The 21,964-nt window shown below is 69.6% G+C and carries 16 protein-coding genes; 8 read left to right on the forward strand and 8 right to left on the reverse strand.

All coding sequences use genetic code 11. The features are described 5' to 3' along the window. Positions 1-35: 35 nt before the first annotated feature. Positions 36-509, forward strand: a complete 474-nt coding sequence (aroQ, locus tag ACFPQ9_RS13205; RefSeq protein ID WP_380851756.1) for a type II 3-dehydroquinate dehydratase — start codon at positions 36-38, stop codon at positions 507-509. 50 nt (positions 510-559) lie between these two features. On the opposite strand, the gene ACFPQ9_RS13210 is transcribed toward aroQ, so the two are convergent. The 5 genes from ACFPQ9_RS13210 to ACFPQ9_RS13230 form a co-directional block, all read right to left on the reverse strand. Beyond that, positions 560-1,288 (reverse strand): amino acid ABC transporter ATP-binding protein, encoded by a 729-nt coding sequence (locus tag ACFPQ9_RS13210; RefSeq protein WP_380852389.1) that lies wholly within the window; start codon positions 1,286-1,288, stop codon positions 560-562. 50 nt (positions 1,289-1,338) lie between these two features. Next, positions 1,339-2,256: an amino acid ABC transporter permease gene (locus ACFPQ9_RS13215; protein WP_380851759.1), complete on the reverse strand. Its 918-nt coding sequence runs from the start codon at positions 2,254-2,256 to the stop codon at positions 1,339-1,341. Next, positions 2,253-3,137: an ABC transporter substrate-binding protein gene (locus ACFPQ9_RS13220; protein WP_380851762.1), complete on the reverse strand. Its 885-nt coding sequence runs from the start codon at positions 3,135-3,137 to the stop codon at positions 2,253-2,255. The genes ACFPQ9_RS13215 and ACFPQ9_RS13220 overlap by 4 nt, the downstream gene beginning before the upstream one ends. A 341-nt stretch (positions 3,138-3,478) precedes the next feature. Further along, positions 3,479-4,135 (reverse strand): MBL fold metallo-hydrolase, encoded by a 657-nt coding sequence (locus ACFPQ9_RS13225; protein WP_380851765.1) that lies wholly within the window; start codon positions 4,133-4,135, stop codon positions 3,479-3,481. Between the two features lie 43 nt (positions 4,136-4,178). Next, positions 4,179-4,865, reverse strand: coding sequence for a maleylpyruvate isomerase family mycothiol-dependent enzyme (locus ACFPQ9_RS13230; RefSeq protein ID WP_380851768.1), 687 nt, complete (start codon positions 4,863-4,865; stop codon positions 4,179-4,181). Between the two features lie 251 nt (positions 4,866-5,116). On the opposite strand from ACFPQ9_RS13230, the gene uvrA reads away from it, so the two are divergent. Beyond that, the gene (gene uvrA, locus ACFPQ9_RS13235) at positions 5,117-8,173 is read left to right on the forward strand and encodes an excinuclease ABC subunit UvrA (RefSeq protein WP_380851771.1); all 3,057 of its coding nucleotides are present in this window, start codon (positions 5,117-5,119) and stop codon (positions 8,171-8,173) included. A 177-nt stretch (positions 8,174-8,350) separates the two neighbouring features. On the opposite strand, the gene ACFPQ9_RS13240 is transcribed toward uvrA, so the two are convergent. The 3 genes from ACFPQ9_RS13240 to ACFPQ9_RS13250 all read right to left on the reverse strand — a co-directional run bounded on the left by ACFPQ9_RS13240 (position 8,351) and on the right by ACFPQ9_RS13250 (position 11,646). Then, complete coding sequence (locus ACFPQ9_RS13240; RefSeq protein WP_380851774.1) at positions 8,351-9,262, reverse strand: carbohydrate kinase family protein; 912 nt, start codon at positions 9,260-9,262, stop codon at positions 8,351-8,353. Next, the gene (locus tag ACFPQ9_RS13245; protein ID WP_380851777.1) at positions 9,259-10,308 is read right to left on the reverse strand and encodes a LacI family DNA-binding transcriptional regulator; all 1,050 of its coding nucleotides are present in this window, start codon (positions 10,306-10,308) and stop codon (positions 9,259-9,261) included. The genes ACFPQ9_RS13240 and ACFPQ9_RS13245 overlap by 4 nt, the downstream gene beginning before the upstream one ends. Before the next feature lie 381 nt (positions 10,309-10,689). Then, entirely contained in the window at positions 10,690-11,646 is a 957-nt protein-coding gene (locus tag ACFPQ9_RS13250) for a hypothetical protein (protein WP_380851780.1), read from the reverse strand. Positions 11,647-12,238: 592 nt separating this feature from the next. On the opposite strand from ACFPQ9_RS13250, the gene uvrC reads away from it, so the two are divergent. From uvrC to gap, 6 genes are all read left to right on the forward strand, one after another. Beyond that, positions 12,239-14,455 carry an excinuclease ABC subunit UvrC gene (uvrC, locus tag ACFPQ9_RS13255; protein WP_380851783.1) on the forward strand — a complete coding sequence of 739 codons (2,217 nt, stop codon included), beginning with the start codon at positions 12,239-12,241 and terminating at the stop codon, positions 14,453-14,455. After that, complete coding sequence (rapZ, locus tag ACFPQ9_RS13260) at positions 14,452-15,468, forward strand: RNase adapter RapZ (protein ID WP_380851786.1); 1,017 nt, start codon at positions 14,452-14,454, stop codon at positions 15,466-15,468. Before uvrC ends, rapZ begins: the two co-directional genes overlap by 4 nt. Continuing rightward, positions 15,465-16,532 (forward strand): gluconeogenesis factor YvcK family protein, encoded by a 1,068-nt coding sequence (locus tag ACFPQ9_RS13265; protein WP_380851788.1) that lies wholly within the window; start codon positions 15,465-15,467, stop codon positions 16,530-16,532. The genes rapZ and ACFPQ9_RS13265 overlap by 4 nt, the downstream gene beginning before the upstream one ends. Beyond that, complete coding sequence (gene whiA, locus ACFPQ9_RS13270) at positions 16,523-17,512, forward strand: DNA-binding protein WhiA (RefSeq protein WP_062719176.1); 990 nt, start codon at positions 16,523-16,525, stop codon at positions 17,510-17,512. Before ACFPQ9_RS13265 ends, whiA begins: the two co-directional genes overlap by 10 nt. 151 nt (positions 17,513-17,663) lie before the next feature. After that, positions 17,664-20,618, forward strand: a complete 2,955-nt coding sequence (locus ACFPQ9_RS13275; protein ID WP_380851792.1) for a M14 family metallopeptidase — start codon at positions 17,664-17,666, stop codon at positions 20,616-20,618. 229 nt (positions 20,619-20,847) lie between these two features. Beyond that, on the forward strand, positions 20,848-21,855 hold the full coding sequence (gene gap, locus ACFPQ9_RS13280; protein ID WP_190070618.1) for a type I glyceraldehyde-3-phosphate dehydrogenase: 1,008 nt from the start codon (positions 20,848-20,850) through the stop codon (positions 21,853-21,855). The last annotated feature ends 109 nt before the right edge of the window (positions 21,856-21,964 follow it).

Genomic DNA, 21,964 nt, shown 5'->3' on the forward strand with positions numbered 1-21,964 from the left:
ACGGACCGCCCCACCCCGAACGGACCGGAGGAACCGTGCCCCGCACCCTGGCCAACGCCCCGATCATGATCCTCAACGGCCCCAATCTGAACCTGCTCGGCCAGCGCCAGCCGGAGATCTACGGCTCCGAGACCCTCGACGATGTCAGGGCCCTGTGCGCCAAGGCGGCGGCCGCGCACGGCGGCACGATCGACTTCCGGCAGTCCAACCACGAGGGCGAGCTGGTCGACTGGATCCACGAGGCGCGGCAGAACCACTGCGGGATCGTGATCAACCCCGGCGCCTATTCACACACGTCGGTCGCGATTCTGGACGCACTCAACACCTGTGACGGACTGCCCGTGTTGGAGGTGCACATCTCCAACATCCACAAGCGCGAGTCGTTCCGGCACCACTCCTACGTCTCGCTGCGTGCCGACGGGGTCATCGCGGGGTGTGGTGTCCAGGGGTACGTCTTCGGTGTCGAGCGGGTCGTGGCGCTGGTGGGGGCGGGACAGGCGGACACGTGACGTCGGCAGGCGGGGCGGTTGTAAGTGGCGCCGTCCATGGCGGGCGGTCCTTACAACCGACCGGCCTCCACGATCCGCCGCAGAAAGCGCCGCGTACGCTCCTGCTGCGGATCACCGAAGATCTGCTCTGCCGTGCCGCGCTCCAGCACCACCCCTCCGTCCAGAAAACAAACCTGGTCGGCGACCTCGCGGGCGAACCCCATCTCGTGCGTGGCCAGCACCATGGTCATCCCGTCCGCCTTCAAGTCACGGACGACGGCGAGGACTTCGCCCACCAGCTCGGGGTCGAGGGCGGCGGTGATCTCGTCCAGCAGCAGCAGTCGCGGACGTACGGCCAACGCGCGGACGATCGCGACCCGCTGCTGCTGCCCGCCGCTCAGCCGGTCCGGGTACTCGCCCGCCCGGTCGGCGAGCCCCAGCCGCTCCAGCAGCTCACGCGCGTGTGCCTCGGCCTCGGTGCGCGACTGCCCGTGCACCCGGCGCGGGGCGAGGGTGATGTTCTCCAGCACCGTCATGTGCGGGAAGAGGTTGTACGCCTGGAACACCACGCCGATACGGCGGCGTACGGTGTCCTGGTCCACCCGTGGATCGGTGATCTCCTCGCCGTCCAGCCAGATCGCGCCGTCGTCGATCTCCTCCAGCAGATTCGCGCACCGCAGCAGCGTGGACTTGCCGGAGCCGGAGGCCCCGATCAGAGCGGTCACCGTGTGCGGGGCGACCTCCAGGTCGACGTCACGCAGCACCACCGAACCGCCGAAGGTCTTGCGTACGGACTCCATGCGCAGCACAGGTGCGTCGCTCAGAGGCTCGTCATGCACAGACGCGTCGCTCACAGGGCACCTCCTTGGGCGCGCCGGCGGTCCATCCGGGCCGTCACCCAGTCCGTGAAGCGTGTCATCGGAATGGTCAGCGCCACGAAGATCAGTCCGGCCACGATGTAGGGCGTGTAGTTGAGGCTGCGGCCCACGATGATGTCGGCGGCCCGTACGGCGTCCACCGCGCCGCCGATCGACACGAGCCCGGTGTCCTTCTGCAACGACACCAGGTCGTTGAGCAGGGGCGGCACCTGACGGCGTACCGCCTGGGGCAGGACGACGTGGCGCAGCGCCTGCCGGTTGGTGAGCCCGAGCGAGCGTGCCGCGGCGCGCTGCGAGGGGTGCACGGACTCGATGCCGGCCCGGAACACCTCGGCCACGTAGGCCGAATACGTCAGCGTCAGAGCCGTGCCGCCCAGCAGCACCGGATCGACCGTCACGCCCTGGAGCCGCAGCGCGGGGACGCCGAGGACGACGATCATGAGGTTAATGATGAGCGGAAGGCCACGGAAGAAGTCCGTGTAGGCGGCCGCCAGCACCCGCAGCGGGAAGAACACCGGGCCGCGCAGCGTGCGGGCCACGGCGATGAGCATCCCGAGGACCAGTACGCAGGCGCCGCAGATCAGCAGCAGCCGGACGTTGAGCCACAGTCCTTCGACGACCTTGGGGAACGCCTCGCGCGCGTACTCCCAGTCGAAGAATGTCTCCTTGGTACGCGGCCAGCCCGGGGCGTTGACCACGACCAGATAGAGGACGACACCGGTGACCAGGGTGGAGAGGGCGCCGATGGCCGTGGCGCGGCGGGCGCGGGCACGCTTGTAGCGCTCGCGGTCGAGCCGCCGCTGCGAAGGGACGTAACCGTCACCCGCGGCGGACATGCCGCCGTCGCCGTCCGCGCCCTCCTGGCCGGACTCCTGCTTCGTCAAGGTCACTTGAGCACCGGGGCGTCGACGGCGTCGGACAACCACTGCTGTTCGAGCTTGTCCAGGGTGCCGTCCTCGCGCAGGGCGTCCACGGCGTCCGTCACGCACGACGTCAGCGCGCTGCCCTTGTCGAGCACGAGGCCGAACTGCTCGGGCGTACCGCCCTGGTTCTCGAACTGGCCGACGATCGTCGCGTCCGTCACCTCGGCCGCGGTGATGTAGAAGGCGGTGGGCAGGTCGACCACGATGGCGTCCACCTGCCCGTTCTTCAGCGCCGACTTGGCCTGGTCGTTCTTGGCGTACGCGGCGGGCTCCTGGGTCGGCTGCACCACGTCGTCGATGTAGTCGAGGCTGGTGGTGCCGACCTGTGCGCCCAGCTTGAGGCCCTTCAGATCGGCGACGCTCTTCGCCTTGGCGGCCTTTCCGTCCTTGAGCGCGATGACGGCCTGGCGGACGTCGTAGTAGCCGGAGGAGAAGTCCACGGCCTTCTTGCGCTCGTTGCTGATCGACACCTGGTTGATGACGAAGTCGAAGGTCTTCTCGCCGGGCGCGAAAGCCTTGTTGAACGGAACGCTCTGCCAGACGACGGCACTCTTGTCGTAGCCGAGCTGCTTCGCCACGGCGTACGCGACCGCCGACTCGAAGCCTTCACCGTTGGCGGGCTTGTCGTCCTTGAACCAGGGCTCGTACGCCGGCTCGTCGGTGGCGACGGTCAGTTTGCCGACGGTCTCGGTGGCCAACTTGCCCTTGGCGCAGGTGTTCCCGGCCGAACCCGACGGCGCGTCGGCGGCCTTCTCGTCCGGCTGCGGGGCGCAGCCCAGAGCGGTGGCGAGCAGGGCGGTCGTTGCGACGGCGACGGCGCGGCGCAGCGCGCGGGGGGCAGGGTGCATGGCGCGAGATTGACAGTACATCGTCGACTTTGTCGAGATCGCAACGCCGGAAGTCCGCATATTGGGAACGGGTGTTGCGTTCTTGTGAACACATCCGGCGAGAGATCGCCGGGGCCGCCGGTCGAGGGCGGGGATTGAGGGACCGGCGGCCCTTTCCGCTCAGGAGCCGTCATCCTTCGCGGGGCTGCTTCCAGTTGACTGCGCAACAACGCGCGACGGGAGCGCGCGCAGGACTCCGGCGTGTGTGAACGGTTCACACGGGGCGCGTGCGCGGGGGCGCGTAGTCATTGATCTCGCGCCCTTACCTGCTCTCGGTCACCGGCCACACAACCGGTTCCCGCTCACCAGCCCCGCGCGTGCCACTCCGGCAGATGCGGCCGCTCGGCCCCCAGGGTCGTGTCGTTGCCGTGTCCGGGGTAGACCCATGTCTCGTCGGGCAGCGTGCCGAAGATCTTCGTCTCCACGTCGTGGATCAGGCTGGCGAACGCCTTCGGATCCTTACGGGTGTTGCCCACGCCGCCGGGAAAGAGGCAGTCCCCGGTGAACACATGCGGATGCCCGTGCGGGTCGTCGTAGACGAGGGCGATCGAACCCGGCGTGTGCCCCACCAGGTGGCGCGCGGTGAGCTCCACGCGCCCCACCCGGATGGTGTCGCCGTCGTCGACCAGGACGTCGGTCGGCACCGGGATGCCGTCGGCGTCGTCCCGCCCGGCGTACGTGCGCGCGCCGGTGCCCTCGACGACCGCGGCGAGCGCCTGCCAATGGTCGCCGTGCTGGTGCGTGGTGACGACGGACGCGATGCCGTCGTCACCGATCATCCCGAGCAGCGTGTCCGCGTCGTTGGCGGCGTCGATCAGCAGCTGCTCGTCCGTGGCCCGGCAGCGCAGCAGATAGGCGTTGTTGTCCATCGTGCCGACCGCGATCTTGGTGATCATCAGGTCCTTGAGCTCATGCACGTCGGCGGGGCCGCCGACCGTCACCTGTCCGCTGTACGTCATGTCGGCAGCCTATAGCGGCAGGGCGGCCGGTGGCCCCCTGGCGCTACAGCGGGGGAAGCGACGGCAACGCGCCGCCCTCCGCGGTCAGCCCGGCCCCGTCGCGGCGCCCGGCGAGCCACCCGAGCAGGTCGGGTGCGCTGCCTCGGACGGTGACCTCGGGGGCGTCCGCCTCCCGGCCCGTGCTCCACGCGTGCGTGCCGTCCGTGAGCCGCGTCGGCGGCACGTCGGCGTGCCCGGTGAACCGGTCCGCGAGGAAGTCGATCTCCCGCTCCACGAACTCCGCCGGCAGGTCCTCCAGCTCGTACCCGATCCCGAGATCGACGTGGTGCAGCTCCACCTCGACCCACCGCCGGAACGGCACCCGGGCCGCCACGTCGGTGACCCCGTTGCGCAGCTCCACCGTGCGCGCCCAGTCCGCGGGCACGGCGCCCGCTTCCTGGAAGCGGCTGCCGCTCTCACGCACATCCGTCAGCTGGGCGTCGAGGGGGCGCGGGGCGTCGCGGTCGATGTCCGCGTCCCGGGCGGTGGCGGAGACGTACATGGGGCGCCCTTCGAGGACGTTCACGAGGGCGTCCGCGTTGCGGGCGATGTGGGCGAGGACGTGGCCGCGGCTCCAGCCGGGGAGCCGTGACGGCTCGGCCACCGACGCGTTGTCCAGTTTTGCCGCTGCGGTGAGCAGCCGATCGGTCGCTTCACGTACAGACACCAGGTCACGAGCGTGATCAATCATGGTGCTGACACTAGCCCCGCCACACCTTTGGGTGAAGGTGGTGAACGAGTGCCGTAAATCGAATGCGCGTGCTATAGGGTCGGTCGTGGCGTCGGGCATGCTGGATGGCCGGGGTTTGTTGACGCATCCGGGAATCCGACCGGCGTTGTCAGTGGCGCCCCCTAGTCTGAAAAAGCACGGGGGACTCGACTCCGAGAACACACGGGGGCCTCGCCCCCATGTCACTTCTCTCAAGAAAGGTGCGGACCGGCGTGGCCGACCGTCTCATCGTCCGTGGCGCGCGCGAGCACAATCTGAAGAATGTCTCGCTCGACCTGCCGCGCGACTCGCTCATCGTCTTCACGGGCCTGTCGGGGTCGGGCAAGTCCTCGCTGGCCTTCGACACCATCTTCGCCGAGGGACAGCGGCGCTACGTGGAGTCGCTGTCGTCGTACGCCCGGCAGTTCCTCGGCCAGATGGACAAGCCGGACGTCGACTTCATCGAGGGTCTGTCCCCGGCCGTCTCCATCGACCAGAAGTCGACCTCGCGCAACCCGCGCTCGACGGTCGGCACCATCACCGAGGTCTACGACTACCTGCGTCTGCTCTTCGCGCGCATCGGCAAGCCGCACTGCCCCGAGTGCGGCCGGCCGATCTCCCGCCAGTCGCCGCAGGCCATCGTCGACAAGGTCCTGGAGCTGCCGGAGGGGAGCCGCTTCCAGGTGCTGTCGCCGCTGGTGCGCGAGCGCAAGGGCGAGTTCGTCGACCTCTTCTCCGACCTCCAGACCAAGGGCTACTCCCGCGCGCGGGTGGACGGCGAGACCATCCAGCTCTCCAGCCCGCCCACGCTGAAGAAGCAGGAGAAGCACACCATCGAGGTGGTCGTCGACCGCCTCACGGTGAAGGACTCCGCCAAGCGCCGGCTCACCGACTCGGTGGAGACCGCCCTCGGCCTGTCCGGCGGCATGGTCGTGCTCGACTTCGTCGACCTCCCCGAGGACGACCCCGAGCGCGAGCGCATGTACTCGGAGCACCTGTACTGCCCGTACGACGACCTCTCCTTCGAGGAGCTGGAGCCGCGCTCCTTCTCCTTCAACTCGCCGTTCGGCGCCTGCCCCGAGTGCACCGGCATCGGCACGCGCATGGAGGTCGACCCGGAGCTGATCGTCCCCGACGAGGACAAGTCCCTCGACGAGGGCGCCATCCACCCCTGGTCGCACGGCCACACCAAGGACTACTTCGGTCGTCTGATCGGTGCCCTCGCGGACGCGCTGGGCTTCCGGACCGACATCCCCTTCGCGGGCCTGCCGCAGCGCGCCAAGAAGGCCCTGCTCCACGGTCACAAGACGCAGATCGAGGTCCGGTACCGCAACAGATACGGCCGTGAGCGCGTCTACACGACGCCCTTCGAAGGCGCCGTCCCCTTCGTCAAGCGCCGGCACAGCGAGGCCGAGAGCGACGCCAGCCGGGAGCGCTTCGAGGGCTATATGCGCGAGGTGCCCTGCCCCACCTGTGAGGGCACGCGACTGAAGCCGATCGTCCTCGCGGTCACGATCATGGAGAAGTCGATCGCCGAGGTCTCCGCGATGTCGATCAGCGACTGCGCGGAGTTCCTGGGCGAGCTGCGGCTCAACGCCCGCGACAAGAAGATCGCCGAGCGCGTGCTGAAGGAGGTCAACGAGCGGCTGCGGTTCCTGGTCGACGTCGGCCTGGACTACCTCTCGCTCAACCGCGCGGCCGGCACGCTCTCCGGCGGCGAGGCCCAGCGCATCCGCCTGGCCACCCAGATCGGCTCCGGACTCGTCGGAGTGCTGTACGTCCTCGACGAGCCGTCCATCGGTCTGCACCAGCGCGACAACCACCGGCTGATCGAGACCCTCGTCCGGCTGCGCGACATGGGCAACACGCTCATCGTCGTCGAGCACGACGAGGACACCATCAAGACCGCCGACTGGATCGTCGACATCGGCCCCGGCGCCGGTGAGCACGGCGGCAAGGTCGTGCACAGCGGCTCCCTGAAGGAACTGCTCGCCAACGCCGAGTCGCAGACCGGCCTGTACCTGGCCGGCAAGAAGGCGATCCCGGTGCCCGACATCCGGCGACCGCACGACCCGTCGCGGCTGCTCACGGTGCACGGCGCCCGGGAGAACAACCTCCAGGACATCGACGTCTCGTTCCCGCTGGGCGTGTTCACCGCGGTCACGGGCGTGTCCGGCTCCGGCAAGTCGACGCTGGTCAACGACATCCTGTACACGCACCTGGCCCGCGAGCTCAACGGCGCCCGCAACGTCCCCGGGCGGCACACGCGCGTGGACGGCGACGACCTCGTCGACAAGGTCGTGCACGTCGACCAGTCGCCCATCGGCCGCACCCCGCGCTCGAACCCGGCGACGTACACCGGCGTCTTCGATCACATCCGCAGGCTGTTCGCCGAGACCACCGAGGCGAAGGTCCGCGGCTATCAGCCCGGCCGCTTCTCCTTCAACGTCAAGGGCGGCCGCTGCGAGAACTGCGCGGGCGACGGCACCATCAAGATCGAGATGAACTTCCTCCCGGACGTGTACGTCCCGTGCGAGGTCTGCCACGGCGCCCGGTACAACCGGGAGACCCTGGAGGTCCACTACAAGGGCAAGTCCATCTCCGAGGTCCTGAACATGCCGATCGAAGAGGCCATGGACTTCTTCGAGGCCGTCCCGGCGATCAACCGTCACCTGAAGACGCTGAACGACGTCGGTCTCGGCTACGTCCGGCTCGGCCAGTCGGCGACCACTCTGTCCGGCGGTGAGGCACAGCGCGTGAAACTCGCCAGCGAGCTCCAGAAGCGCTCCACCGGCCGCACGGTCTACGTCCTCGACGAGCCGACCACCGGTCTGCACTTCGAGGACATCAGCAAGCTGCTGAAGGTCCTCTCCGGCCTGGTCGACAAGGGCAACACGGTCATCGTCATCGAGCACAACCTCGACGTGATCAAGACCGCCGACTGGCTAGTGGACATGGGCCCCGAGGGCGGCGCCGGCGGTGGCCTGGTCATCGCCGAGGGCACGCCAGAGGAGGTCGCCGCGGTGCCCGCCAGCCACACCGGCAAGTTCCTGCGCGAGGTCCTCGGCGCCGACCGCATCAGCGACGCGGCCTCGGTGAAGGCCCCGCGCAAGGCTGCGGCCAAGAAGACGGTCGCGGCGAGGACGGCAGCGAAGAAGACGGCGACGGCCAGGACCACGAAGGCGGCCAACAACAAGGCCACCGACAAAGCGGCCGGGGCCACGAAGAAGGCGGCCGCCGCGAAGAAGACGACTCCCGCCAAGAAGACGACGCGGGCCCGCAAGGCCTGAGCCGGGCGATCGGCGAGTCCGACCAAATCCTGAAAACGGGCGGCGCCCCGCGGGAACTCCCCGCGGGGCGCCGCCCGTTGGATCATCAGCGGCCCGAGCCGGGCGGCCGCGAGGAACCTTGACTCCTCAACAGTGGAATGCCTCGCCAGTGGAATGAAGGAGCGCACGAAACGCCTCCTAGAAGTCCCCCAGTTCGGAGGCGAACGGCGGTTCGGCACCCGCCCGGGAGCAGGTGATCGCGGCAGCCCGCGCCGCGAATCGCAGCAGCCGTGTCCAGCCGTCGGCATCGAGCCCCACGAGGGCCTCGGCGGACAGGGCGTCCTGGGCCGCCAGCCCGTGCAACAGGGCCGCGTTCACGGTGTCGCCCGCACCGATCGTGTCCACGACGTCGACCTCTTCACCGGGTACGGAGTACACCGCGCCGCTCCGCGTGAAGACAGTCAGCCCGTCGCCGCCCTGGGTGATCACGACGGCCGCAGGTCCCGCGTCCAGCCACTCACGCGGTGTGCCGCCCAGCCACTGCGCGTCCTCCTCGGAGAGCTTGAGCAGCGACACCGACGGCAGCCAGCTCTTGAACCGGGCCCGGTAGCCATCCGGGTCGGGGATCAGTCCGGCCCTGATGTTCGGGTCGAGCGCCGTGAACACCCCTTGCGCGGCCGCACTCCGCATCAGCTCCTCATACGCGCTCGCCCCAGGTTCCAGGACGAGCGAGCAGGTGCCGAAGGAGATCGCGCGAACCTGTGCGGGCAGCTCCGAAGGCGCCGTGAAGAGCCGGTCGGCGGTGCCCTCGACATAGAAGGAGTAGGCGGCCGACCCCTTCTCGTCGATGGTCGCGACCGCGAGTGTCGTCGGCTCGATCCCGCGCTGCACGGCCGACACGTCCACCCCGGCCGCCCGCAGCCCGTCGAGCAGGGCCTCACCGAACGCGTCGGAGGAGGTACGGGAACAGAAGGCGGTGGGGGAGCCGAGCCGGCCGAGGGACACGGCGGTGTTGTACGGGCCGCCGCCGAGGGCCGGCTGCAGACCCGCGAGGGCGCCCGTGCCCTGCGGTACCAGGTCGATCAGGGCCTCACCGGCGACGACGATCACGAGGCGGTTCCTTTCACGGACATCAGGGACTGTTCGGGACAGCCGCACGAGGTGCGGTGCACGAAATCGCAGGGGAGACGCACCGTCCGGGCAGGCCGGTCAGGTGAGGCGAGACGGTCCAGCAGCACACTCACCGCCTGGGCGCCGATGTCCCTGCTGGGCTGGGCGATCGCGGTCAGCCTGGGTGAGAACAGATCGGCCCAGGCGAAGTCGTCGAAGCAGCACAGCGCGATGTCATCGGGCACGGACAGCCCGTGGTCGCGCAGACTGCGCAGGGCGCCCATGGTCATCGCGTTGTTGGCGGTCACGAGCGCGGTGGGCGGCTCGGTGAGCGACAACAGTGTCGCGGTGGCCTGTTCGGCGCCGGGGGACTCGGAGTTGCCGTGCACGACGAGCCCGTCGTCGTACGCGAGCCCGGCGGCCACCAGACCGTCCCGGTATCCGGTGAGCCGCTCGCTGGTGGTGCTGAGTCCCGGGAGCCCGGCGACGAGGCCGATCCGCCGATGGCCGAGGCCTGCGAGATGGGTGACCAGCTGTGCCATGGGCTCGGCGCTGTCGGCGCAGACCTGGTCGAACCCCGTCGCCCCGTCCGCCGGGGTGCCCACCACGCGATCGAGGAGGACGGTCGGCACCTTGTGGCGCCCCAGATAGGCGAGGAGCTCCCGCGGGTCGGCGGAGGGCGCGACGATCATGCCGTCCACACGGCGCTCGTGCAGAAGCTGTACGACCTTGCGTTCATGCTCCGGATCGTCGTGGGGGTCGGCGATGAGCAGGCCGTAGCCGTGCTCCAGGGCCGCGGTCTCGACACCCTGGAGGATCTCCGTGAAGTACGGGTTGCTGATGGCGGACACAGCCAGCCCGATCGACCGGGTGCGCGAGGTCACCAGGGAGCGGGCGAGCGTGTTGGGCGTGTAGCCGAGCTCCTCCATGGCATCGAGCACCGCCTGCCGGGTGTGGGGCAGCACGGGCCGGGTCTCGTTCAGCACATGCGAGACGGTCGCCACGGACACGCCGGCGCGCCGCGCGACGTCGGTCATGGTCGCCATCGGATCCCGACCCCTCTCTGTCCCTCCCGCTGTGCCTCGTCCCCGGCCGCTGCGGTCTCCTCTGGCCGGGAAGGTATCTCATCCGAAGCCAGACGTAAACGCTTGCGCAATCGCTTACGTCTCGCGGTCTGTCCTCCGGGGCGAATCGCACGCGCCCAGGGAACCTTCGGAGCGGCGAGTGCGCAGGCGCGCCAAGGCGTCCCGGGGTCAGAAGCCGACGCCGGCGGCCGAAGGCCGGCCAGGCTGAGGGCTGAACCAGGCTGAGGGCTGAACCAGGCTGAGGACTGACCAGGCTGAGGACTGATCAGGCTGAGGACTGACCAGGCTGACGGCCCGACCGGGCTGAGGCTGATCAGGCCGAGGGCAGGCCGACGCGGGCGTTCACTCCCATTCCCACCCGATGCCCACGATCCCGGTCCGCACCCGTGGCTCGACGAGGTGGACGGACCGGTGGAGTCCGCTGATGGCCAGTCCCTGGCGGCCGCTGCGAGGTGCCGCCGCCGAGTGCTGGGCGAATCGGTGGCAGCGCGCCGGGAGGGCGTTCTCGGCGAAGCGGACCTGGAGCGCGTACTGGCCACCCGCGAGGGGGAAGCCGCGGGCGTACTCGCGGGACACGTCGGCCGTGCCGTCCTCGACGCCGTACCGGAAGAGATAGGTGTCGCCGGCCCGCAGGCGCGTGCCGAAGAGCAGCTCGGCGACGAGGACACCGGTGTCGTGGTGCCAACGGACCCGGCCCGTGCGGCAGTTCTCCAGAGCGTGCACCGTCATGCGCTCCGGCGTGCACCCCGGGTCGCCGTGGTGGACGGCCACAAAGCGGTCCACGCCGTCCTTGTGGGCGCGCACGATGTGGTGCGACTCGCGTCCCGCCAGTTCACGGCGCGCCCCGATTCGAACCTGCTCATGGTGGGCGAGGGTGTGCAGGCCGCCGTCGACCGGGCAGTCCAGTTCGGCCAGCAGCCGCTCCAGCACGCCCGAGGCCTCCACCAGGGAGCGATAGGAGCGGGCGGCGGGCTGCTGGAGGACGGAGTGGTCGTCGGCCTCGGACAACAGCCTGATCAGGGACTCCTCAGGCAACTGGAGGATCTCCTCCAGCGCCCGCACCGCCCGCAGTGACTCGGGGCGCTGGGGCCGCCGTGCCCCCTGCTGCCAGTAGCTCAGGCTGGTGACGCCGACCTTCACACCGCGACGGGACAGATGGTGCTGCACACGCTGCAGAGGCAGTCCCCGGGCGGCTATCGCTGCGCGCAGGGCGGCATGGAAGGGGCCGCCTCGCAGGGCCGTGTCCAGTTCCGCGGAGGCGACGGCGGCGATGTCCGCGTGCTGTGTGGCGTGCGGCATGCAGGGGCCTTTCTGTGGTTGTTTCACAACGGCTGGTCAGACCGTTCACGCGGCTGATCGGGGCCACCCCGTCGGGGCGTCGGGGGTGTTCACATCCGTACGCCGCGGTTCAGTTCCCCGAGTTCCCCCGCATTGAAGCGTGTTGACCAAGTCCCGACAACACCTGATGCCCAACAGCAGCCCACTCCTGGCCGAGTCGCGATACGTCCACATCAAGTCGCCGTGCCCATCTCGGTGTTGCCGAGCACGCCACTGACGGCATGCGACGGCAGGACCGACTACTGCGGGAGAACACGCCGGAGTGCGGCGACGGGCACCTGGTGGATTGTGGAGATCGACCTACGGCTCCCGGCGCAGTCCGCCCGTCCACGCCCGCGACCCCAGGGTGCGGGCCCAGGGCGCCCGCACCCGGGAGCCCCCGCCGCGAGGGTGAGGCCATTCCTCCCCGTGCACAGTCCGACGCCGCAGGTCACCGAGGGGGAGGCGGATCCCCGGTGCGGGTCGTGCTCCCCTTCCCGGGGATCCGCCGACCGTGGCGGAGGTTATCCACAGCCTCGCCGGACTGTCACCGGGCGCAAGTAGGGTGTGAGACATGGCCGACCCCTCCAGCTACCGCCCCAAGCCGGGACAGATCCCCGACTCTCCCGGGGTGTACAGGTTCCGTGACGAGCACCGCCGGGTGATCTACGTCGGAAAGGCGAAGAGCCTGCGTCAGCGCCTGGCGAACTACTTCCAGGACCTGGCGGGCCTCCACCCGCGCACCCGCACGATGGTGACCACGGCCGCGTCCGTGGAGTGGACGGTGGTGTCCACGGAGGTCGAGGCCCTTCAGCTGGAGTACTCCTGGATCAAGGAGTACGACCCCCGGTTCAACGTCAAGTACCGCGACGACAAGAGCTACCCCTATCTCGCGGTGACGATGAACGAGGAGTTCCCGCGGGTGCAGGTGATGCGCGGTCACAAGAAGAAGGGCGTCAGGTATTTCGGCCCGTACGCGCACGCGTGGGCCATCCGGGACACCGTCGACCTCCTGCTGCGCGTCTTCCCGGTCCGCACCTGCTCGGCCGGCGTGTTCAAGAACGCCTCCCGCACCGGCCGCCCCTGCCTCCTCGGCTACATCGGCAAGTGCTCGGCCCCCTGCGTGGGGCGCGTCTCCGCCGAGGACCACCGTGAACTCGCCGACGAGTTCTGCGACTTCATGACCGGCCGCACCGGCACCTATCTGCGCCGCCTGGAGAAGCAGATGATGGAGGCGGCCGAGGAGATGGAGTACGAGCGGGCCGCCCGCCTGCGCGACGACATCGAGGCCCTGAAGAAGGCCATGGAGAAGAGCGCGGTCGTGCTCGCCGACGCGACCGACGCCGACCTCATCGCTGTCGCCGAGGACGAGCTGGAGGCGGCCGTGCAGATCTTCCACGTCCGCGGCGGACGTGTACGCGGCCAGCGCGGCTGGGTCACCGACAAGGTCGAGGAGATCACCACCGGTGCCCTCGTCGAGCATGCCCTCCAACAGCTCTACGGCGAGGAGACCGGGGACGCGGTGCCCAAGGAGGTGCTCGTCCCGGCGCTGCCCGACCCGCTGGAGCCCGTGCAGGAGTGGCTGTCCGGGCGCCGCGGCTCCAATGTCTCGCTGCGCATCCCCCAGCGCGGCGACAAGCGCGCCCTGATGGAGACGGTGGAGCGCAACGCCCAGCAGGCCCTCGTCCTGCACAAGACCAAGCGCGCCTCCGACCTGACCACCCGCTCCCGCGCGCTGGAGGAGATCGCCGACGCCCTCGACCTGGACAGCGCCCCGCTCAGGATCGAGTGCTACGACATCTCCCACCTCCAGGGCGACGACGTCGTGGCCTCCATGGTCGTCTTCGAGGACGGCCTGGCCCGCAAGAGCGAGTACCGCCGCTTCCAGATCAAGGGCTTCGAGGGCCAGGACGACGTCCGCTCCATGCACGAGGTGATCACCCGCCGCTTCAAGCGTTACCTCGCGGAGAAGGAGCGCACCGGGGAGTGGGCCGACGGTGAGAACACCCTCACCGACACGTCGACCGACTCTCTCGCCGCCACGTCCTCCGACTCTCTCGACGACGCGTCGCCCACCCCGCCCGGCGAGCCGTCGCCCACGCCGCCCGGCGAGCCGTCCGCCACCCCACCCGGCGCCACGTCGGCCGACCCCCTCACCACCACCTCCCCCGACGCCCTGACCAACGGCCTCAAGGACGACGACGGCCGTCCCAAGCGTTTCGCCTACCCGCCCCAGCTCGTCGTCGTGGACGGCGGGCAGCCGCAGGTCGCGGCCGCCAAGCGGGCCCTGGACGAGCTCGGTATCGACGACATCGCCGTCTGTGGCCTCGCCAAGCGCCTCGAGGAGGTCTGGTTGCCCGGCGACGACGACCCGGTCGTCCTGCCGCGCACCAGCGAGGGCCTGTATCTGCTCCAGCGCGTCCGTGACGAGGCCCACCGCTTCGCGATCACCTACCAGCGCACCAAGCGCGCCAAGCGCTTCCGGGCGAGCCCCCTGGACGACGTCCCCGGCCTCGGTGAGACCCGCAAGCAGGCGCTGATCAAGCACTTCGGTTCGGTGAAGAAGCTGCGAGCTGCGACCATCGACCAGATCTGCGAGGTCCCCGGCATAGGCCGCAAGACGGCCGAGACCATTGCCGCGGCCTTCGCCCAGGCGGCCCCGGCCGCGCCCGCCGTGAACACGGCGACTGGAGAGATCATGGATGACGAGGAATCCGAAACGACGGCGGAGACCTCGGGGGAGCCCGTGTCCGCGGGCGCCCCGGACGAACGACGGGGGCAGGAGAGATGAGCGAGCACCACACACAGCCCACAGGCGAGCGAGATCAGCAGGCCCAGGAAGAGCACAAGAAGACCGGCGAGGATCTCACCCGGCAGGACGCACTCCAGAAAGACGGAGCACAGGTGAGTACGGGTAGCGACACGGCCGGGGCCCCCGAGGCGGCCATCCCCGAGCTGGTGATCATCTCCGGCATGTCCGGGGCCGGCCGCTCGACGGCGGCCAAATGTCTGGAGGACCTCGGCTGGTTCGTCGTCGACAACCTCCCGCCCGCGCTGATCCCCACCATGGTGGAGCTCGGTGCCCGTTCCCAGGGCAACGTGGCGCGGATCGCGGTGGTCGTCGACGTTCGCGGCCGTCGCTTCTTCGACAACCTCCGCGACTCCCTCTCCGACCTCGACACCCGGGGTGTCACCCGCCGGATCGTCTTCCTGGAGTCCTCCGACGACGCCCTGGTGCGCCGTTTCGAGTCGGTGCGCCGCCCGCACCCCCTCCAGGGCGACGGCCGGATCGTCGACGGCATCGCCGCCGAGCGGGAGCTGCTGCGGGAGCTGCGCGGGGACGCCGACCTGGTGATCGACACCTCCAGCCTCAACGTGCACGAGCTGCGGGCCAAGATGGACGCCCAGTTCGCCGGCGAGGAGGAGCCCGAGCTGCGGGCCACGGTCATGTCCTTCGGCTTCAAGTACGGCCTCCCGGTCGACGCCGACCTGGTCGTGGACATGCGCTTCCTGCCCAACCCGCACTGGGTCCCGGAGCTGCGCCCCTACACCGGCCTCAACGAGGAGGTGTCGGCGTATGTCTTCAACCAGCCCGGCGCGAAGGAGTTCATCGACCGCTACTCCGAGCTGCTCCAGCTCGTCGCGGCCGGATACCGTCGCGAGGGCAAGCGGTACGTGACCATCGCGGTCGGCTGCACCGGCGGTAAGCACCGCTCGGTCGCCACCTCCGAAAAGCTCGCCGCCCGCCTCGCCTCCCAGGGCGTGGAGACGGTGGTCGTACACCGGGACATGGGACGGGAATGACGGCACGTACACCGCGGCTGAGCAGGTTGCGCCGGGCGATGCCCGAGTCACGCGCGAGCCGGCCCGCCGAGGCCCGCGGCGGCCGACCACGGCGCCGGGGCACCCAGCCCAAGGTCGTTGCCCTGGGCGGCGGCATGGGTCTGTCCGCCTCGCTCGCCGCGCTGCGCCGGATCACCGGCGACCTCACCGCCGTCGTCACCGTGGCCGACGACGGCGGCTCCAGCGGGCGGCTGCGCGACGAGCTGGGCGTGCTGCCGCCCGGTGACCTGCGCAAGGCCCTGGCCGCGCTGTGCGGCGACGACGACTGGGGCCAGACCTGGTCCCGCGTCATCCAGCACCGCTTCCACTCCCAGGGCGACCTGCACGACCACGCGGTCGGCAATCTGCTGATCGTCGCCCTGTGGGAGCAGCTGGGCGATCACGTCCAGGCCCTCGACCTGGTCGGCAAGCTGCTCGGCGCACACGGGCGGGTGCTGCCCATGTCCGCCGTGCCCCTGGAGCTCCAGGCCCTGGTCAAGGGCCACGACCCGGAGCGGCCCGAGGACGTCGACACCGTCCGCGGCCAGGCCACCGTCGCCCTCACTCCCGGCGAGGTGCAGTCGGTGCACGTCGTGCCGGCGGACCCGCCGGCCGTCCCGGAGGCCGTCGCCGCCGTCCGGGACGCGGACTGGGTGGTGCTCGGCCCCGGGTCCTGGTTCTCCTCGGTCATCCCGCATCTGCTCGTGCCGGAACTCCTGGACGCGCTGACCGAGACGAAGGCACGCCGGGTACTCTCCCTGAACCTCGCCCCGCAGCCCGGAGAAACCGAGGGGTTCTCCCCGCAGCGTCATTTGGAGGTTTTGGGACGACACGCCCCTAAACTCGCCCTGGACGTGGTGCTGGCCGACGAGGCCGCCGTGCCCGACCGCGATGTGCTCACCGAGGCCGCGAAGCGGCTCGGTGCGGCGGTCGAGCTGGCCCCGGTGGCCCGGACGGACGGGACGCCCCGGCACGACCCGGAGCTCCTCGCCGCCGCGTACGACCGTATTTTTCGGATGCATGGAAGGATCGGCCCATGGCGATGACGGCAGCGGTGAAGGACGAGATCTCCCGACTCCCCGTCACCCGGACCTGCTGCAGGAAGGCGGAGGTCTCCGCCATTCTGCGGTTCGCCGGCGGCCTCCACCTGGTCAGCGGGCGCATCGTGATCGAGGCGGAGCTGGACACCGCCATGGCGGCCCGCCGCCTCAAGCGGGACATCCTGGAGATCTTCGGCCATAGTTCCGAGCTGATCGTGATGGCCCCGGGCGGGCTGCGCCGCGGCTCGCGTTACGTCGTACGGGTGGTCGCGGGCGGTGACCAGCTGGCCCGCCAGACCGGTCTGGTCGACGGGCGGGGCCGCCCGATCCGCGGCCTGCCCCCGCAGGTCGTGTCCGGGGCCACCTGTGACGCCGAGGCCGCGTGGCGCGGCGCGTTCCTGGCGCACGGCTCGCTCACCGAGCCCGGTCGCTCGTCCTCCCTGGAGGTGACCTGCCCGGGCCCCGAGGCCGCGCTGGCGCTGGTCGGCGCCGCCCGCAGGCTGTCGATCGCCGCGAAGGCCCGCGAGGTGCGCGGGGTCGACCGGGTCGTCGTCCGGGACGGTGACGCCATCGGCGCCCTGCTCACCCGCCTGGGCGCGCACGAGTCCGTGCTCGCCTGGGAGGAGCGCCGGATGCGCCGCGAGGTGCGCGCCACGGCGAACCGTCTCGCCAACTTCGACGACGCCAACCTGCGCCGCTCCGCCCGCGCGGCCGTCGCCGCCGGTGCTCGGGTCCAGCGCGCCCTGGAGATCCTCGGCGAGGAGGTCCCCGAGCACCTCGCCGCCGCCGGACGTCTGCGCATGGAGCACAAGCAGGCCTCCCTGGAGGAGCTGGGCGCGCTCGCCGACCCGCCGCTGACCAAGGACGCCGTCGCCGGCCGTATCCGCAGGCTGCTGGCCATGGCCGACAAGCGGGCGCAGGACCTCGGCATCCCGGGCACCGAGGCCAACCTCAGCGAGGAGCTGGCGGACAACCTCGTCGGGTGACGTGACTGATCGTCAACGTCTCGGTGCCGACGTCCACTTGGGACGTCGGCACCGGTATTTGTCGGTCTTTGCGGCACTCTTGACTGGAACATGAAGTGGCATGAGCCTGGCAGTCATTCGTCACTGTGGCGAAACACTGCTAGGGGGGTACATGAGACCCAGAGCGAGATCGATCCTCGCTGTCGGCGCTCTCCTCATAGGTGGAGCGAGTATCGCACCCATCGCCCAGGCACAACCGGGCAGTTCACAGGATTCGGACCCGAGCGAAGTGAAGGTCTTCCGGGCCGAGGTCACCAAGAAGCAGGTACCCCTGCTGCTGGCGGCCGGTCAGGACGGCCATGAACTCAGTGAGCAGGCGCCCGCGAAGGGCACGGCCACCGTCGAGGTCTACCTCACCGACGACCAGGCCGCGAAGCTGAAGAAGCAGGGCGTCGAGCTCAGCGAGCACGACCTCTCCGCCAAGGCGGAGGCCCGTACCGAGAAGGCCGCGGAGGGCGTCTTCCGCCCCTACAGCGGCGCTGGGGGGCTCAAGGAGGAGATCGTCCGGACCGCGCAGGAGAACCCGGGCCTCACCAAGGTCGTCTCCATCGGCAAGACGATCAAGGGCCAGGACATCCTCGCGCTCAAGCTCAGCAAGAACGCCAGGAACACGAAGGACGGCGCCAAGCCCTCCGTCCTCTACATGTCCAACCAGCACGCACGCGAGTGGATCACGCCGGAGATGACCCGGCGTCTGATGCACCACTACCTGGACAACTACAAGACGGACAAGCGCGTCAAGAAGATCGTCGATTCGACCGAGCTGTGGTTCGTCCTCTCGGCCAACCCCGACGGCTACGACTACACCTTCCAGGACGCCGCCAACCGTCTGTGGCGCAAGAACCTGCGCGACATCAACGCCGACGGTGTCATCAGCACCGGCGACGGCGTCGACCTCAACCGCAACTTCTCCTACAAGTGGGGCTACGACGACGAGGGTTCGTCACCCAACCCCACCAGCGAGACCTACCGCGGCGCGGCACCGGCCTCCGAGCCCGAGACCAAGGCGATCGACGCCTTCCAGAAGCGCATCGGCTTCACCTACGGCATCAACTACCACTCCGCCGCCGAACTCCTCCTCTACGGAGTCGGCTGGCAGGTGGCCACCAACACCCCCGACGACGTCCTGTACAAGGCACTCGCCGGCACCCCGGACAACTCCGCGATCCCCGGCTACCGCCCGCAGGTCTCCTCGGAGCTGTACACGACCAACGGCGAGGCGGACGGTCACGCCTCGAACGTCAACGGCCTGGCGATGTACACCCCCGAGATGTCGACCTGCCAGACTGCGTCGAACATCGACCCGAACGACCAGTGGAACGCGGCCGACTGCCAGTCGGTGTTCAACTTCCCGGACGACGAGAAGCTGATCCAGGACGAGTTCGCCAAGAACGTGCCGTTCGCGCTGTCCGTCGCCGAGAGCGCCGAGCGTCCCGACCAGCCCGTCTCCTCGCTCGGCCTGAAGGCCGCCGACTTCACCCCGGCGCCGTTCACCACGTCGTACTCCCGTGGCGCGGACCAGGAGGTCTCCGTCGTCGTACGCAAGTCGGTGCGCGACAAGGAGCTCAAGTACCGCGTCAACGGCGGCCGTACGCACGACATGGCGCTGCGGCCCTGGAAGGGCGGCGAGACGTACGGCGGTGAGGACAACCTCTACTTCGACGAGTACCGCGCCAAGGTCGCCGACGGCGACCGGGGCGACAAGGTCGAGGTGTGGTTCACCGGCGAGACCCGCAGCGGGAAGAAGGTCTCCAGCGAGCACTTCACGTACACCGTGGCCGAACGGCCGCGCGCGGACGTGCTCGTGGTCGCCGAGGAGGGTGCCGGCGCCGCCCACGCGCAGAAGTACGTCGACGCGCTGAAGGCCAACGGCCACCGGGCGATCGTCTGGGACGTCGCCGTGCAGGGCGCGCCCGACGCGCTCGGCGTGCTGGGCCACTTCGACACCGTCGTCCACTACACGGGCGCGAACGTCCCGGGCAACGCCACCCAGCTCCAGCTGCGCGCCTATCTCAACGAGGGCGGCAGGCTGATCGAGGCGGGCGAGCAGGCAGGCGGCAACGTCGACCTCGGCGACGGCACCCTGTCGAACGACTTCAGCCAGTACTACCTGGGCGCCTACTCCCGTACGTCGCTGCCCGGCGCCACCGGCTTCACCGGCTCGGGCAGGCTCGGCGGCTTCACCGGAGCGCTCGGTGACGCCACCGGCAACCCGCTGGACAAGGCAGGGAGTTACAGCGTCACCTCGGACCAGCTGGCCGTCGACAAGTACCCGCAGTTCGCCAGCGCGGGTGCGGGACAGTTCGCCGGAACGGTCAACCCGTACGGCCCCTACGCCGGTTCGTGGATGGCGGCCGCCGTGCACAACGACGACGCCTACAAGCGGCTCACCAGGACCGTCGACCTCTCCGGCGTGACCGCGGCACAGCAGCCGACCCTGCGCAGCCAGCTGCTGTGGGACGTCGAGCCCGGCTACGACAACGTCCTGATCGAGGCCCACACCACCGGGGCCGAGGACTGGACGACACTCCCCGAGAAGGGCGGCGCCACCAGCACGGCCGTCCCGGCGGAGTGCGAGGCCGGCTTCTACATGGCCGAGCACCCCTGGCTCGCGCACTACCTGACGCACTCGACCGCCGGCTGCACCGCGACCGGCACCAGCGGCCAGTGGAACGCTCTCACCGGTGCGTCCGCGGGCTGGAAGCAGGTCGAGTTCGACCTGAGCGCGTACGCCGGCAAGTCGGTCGAGATCTCGATCAGTTATGTCACCGACCCGGGCTTCGGCGGTCGCGGCGTCCTCGCCGACCAGACCTCGCTCGTCGTCGGCGGCACGGCCACCGAGACCGAGGGCTTCGAGACGTCGCTCGGCGCCTGGAGCGTGACCGGACCGCCCGCGGGCAGTCCGGCCGTGCTCAAGGACTGGGCGCGCACCGGAGCACTGTTCCAGACGTACGGCGCGATCACCACGCACGACACGGTGCTCCTCGGCTTCGGCCTGGAACACGTCACCGCGGCGGCCGACCGTACGGCGCTCATCGGAAAGGCCCTTTCCTCACTTGAGAACTGACACGCCGAGGTCAACCGCGCACAACGCACGGTGACCAAAACGAGTGATCCGGGCTTCCCGGCGGGGCGGTCCGTACCCCTACTGGCGGGTACGGACCGCCGTGCCGTCTATGAGGCATCTGGATGTCACCACCGAGGCCACAGAGAGGTAGGGTCGTAGGCGGTCGGGGACATCCCAAATAGAGCTCGCCGGCACCGCATGGCCGGCGTACCAACGAGGAGATCGGTTCGTGACGATCCGCGTAGGCATCAACGGCTTCGGTCGTATCGGTCGCAACTACTTCCGCGCGCTGCTGGAGCAGGGTGCAGACATCGAGATCGTGGCTGTCAACGACCTGGGTGACACCGCGACCACCGCCCACCTGCTCAAGTACGACACCATCCTGGGCCGTCTCAAGGCCGAGGTGTCGCACACCGCCGACACGATCACCGTCGACGGCAAGACCATCAAGGTTCTGTCCGAGCGCAACCCCGCCGACATCCCGTGGGGTCAGCTGGGCGTCGACATCGTCATCGAGTCGACCGGCATCTTCACCAAGAAGGAAGACGCCGCCAAGCACCTCGCCGGTGGCGCGAAGAAGGTCCTCATCTCGGCTCCGGCCAAGGACGAGGACATCACCATCGTCATGGGTGTCAACCAGGACAAGTACGACCCGGCGAACCACCACGTCATCTCCAACGCCTCCTGCACCACCAACTGTGTGGCGCCGATGGCGAAGGTCCTCGACGAGAACTTCGGCATCGTCAAGGGTCTGATGACCACGGTGCACGCGTACACCAACGACCAGCGCATCCTGGACTTCCCGCACAAGGACCTGCGCCGCGCCCGTGCCGCCGCCGAGAACATCATCCCGACCACCACGGGTGCCGCGAAGGCCACCGCGCTGGTCCTGCCGCAGCTCAAGGGCAAGCTGGACGGCATCGCCATGCGCGTCCCGGTCCCGACCGGCTCGGCCACCGACCTCGTCGTGGAGCTCTCGCGCGAGGTCACCAAGGACGAGGTCAACGCCGCCTTCAAGAAGGCCTCCGAGGGCGAGCTCCAGGGCTTCCTGACCTACACCGAGGACGAGATCGTCTCCTCGGACATCGTCAGCGACCCGTCGTCCTGCACCTTCGACTCCTCCCTGACCATGGTCCAGGAGGGCACGTCGGTGAAGATCCTCGGCTGGTACGACAACGAGTGGGGCTACTCCAACCGCCTCGTCGACCTGACGGTCTTCGTCGGCAACCAGCTCTGATCGGCAGAGCGGCACCTTGATGTGAGGGCAGGGCCCGTGCGGCGCAGGGACGCGCCGCCCGGGCCCTGACTCACGTGCAGACCAGGCCTTTTAGGATCACTGGCGATCC

The organism is Streptomyces coerulescens (assembly GCF_042657965.1).
GTDB classification, from domain to species: domain Bacteria; phylum Actinomycetota; class Actinomycetes; order Streptomycetales; family Streptomycetaceae; genus Streptomyces; species Streptomyces coerulescens.

Bases quoted from the DNA above. Each gene is read 5' to 3' on its own strand.
- ACFPQ9_RS13210 (WP_380852389.1), bottom strand. From the start codon at position 1,288: ATGGAGTCCGTACGCAAGACCTTCGGCGGTTCGGTGGTGCTGCGTGAC.
- ACFPQ9_RS13220 (WP_380851762.1), bottom strand. From the start codon at position 3,137: ATGCACCCTGCCCCCCGCGCGCTGCGCCGCGCCGTCGCCGTCGCAACG.
- ACFPQ9_RS13225 (WP_380851765.1), bottom strand. From the start codon at position 4,135: ATGACGTACAGCGGACAGGTGACGGTCGGCGGCCCCGCCGACGTGCAT.
- ACFPQ9_RS13230 (WP_380851768.1), bottom strand. From the start codon at position 4,865: ATGATTGATCACGCTCGTGACCTGGTGTCTGTACGTGAAGCGACCGAT.
- ACFPQ9_RS13245 (WP_380851777.1), bottom strand. From the start codon at position 10,308: ATGGCGACCATGACCGACGTCGCGCGGCGCGCCGGCGTGTCCGTGGCG.
- ACFPQ9_RS13250 (WP_380851780.1), bottom strand. From the start codon at position 11,646: ATGCCGCACGCCACACAGCACGCGGACATCGCCGCCGTCGCCTCCGCG.
- uvrC (WP_380851783.1), top strand. From the start codon at position 12,239: ATGGCCGACCCCTCCAGCTACCGCCCCAAGCCGGGACAGATCCCCGAC.
- rapZ (WP_380851786.1), top strand. From the start codon at position 14,452: ATGAGCGAGCACCACACACAGCCCACAGGCGAGCGAGATCAGCAGGCC.
- ACFPQ9_RS13265 (WP_380851788.1), top strand. From the start codon at position 15,465: ATGACGGCACGTACACCGCGGCTGAGCAGGTTGCGCCGGGCGATGCCC.
- whiA (WP_062719176.1), top strand. From the start codon at position 16,523: ATGGCGATGACGGCAGCGGTGAAGGACGAGATCTCCCGACTCCCCGTC.
- ACFPQ9_RS13275 (WP_380851792.1), top strand. From the start codon at position 17,664: ATGAGACCCAGAGCGAGATCGATCCTCGCTGTCGGCGCTCTCCTCATA.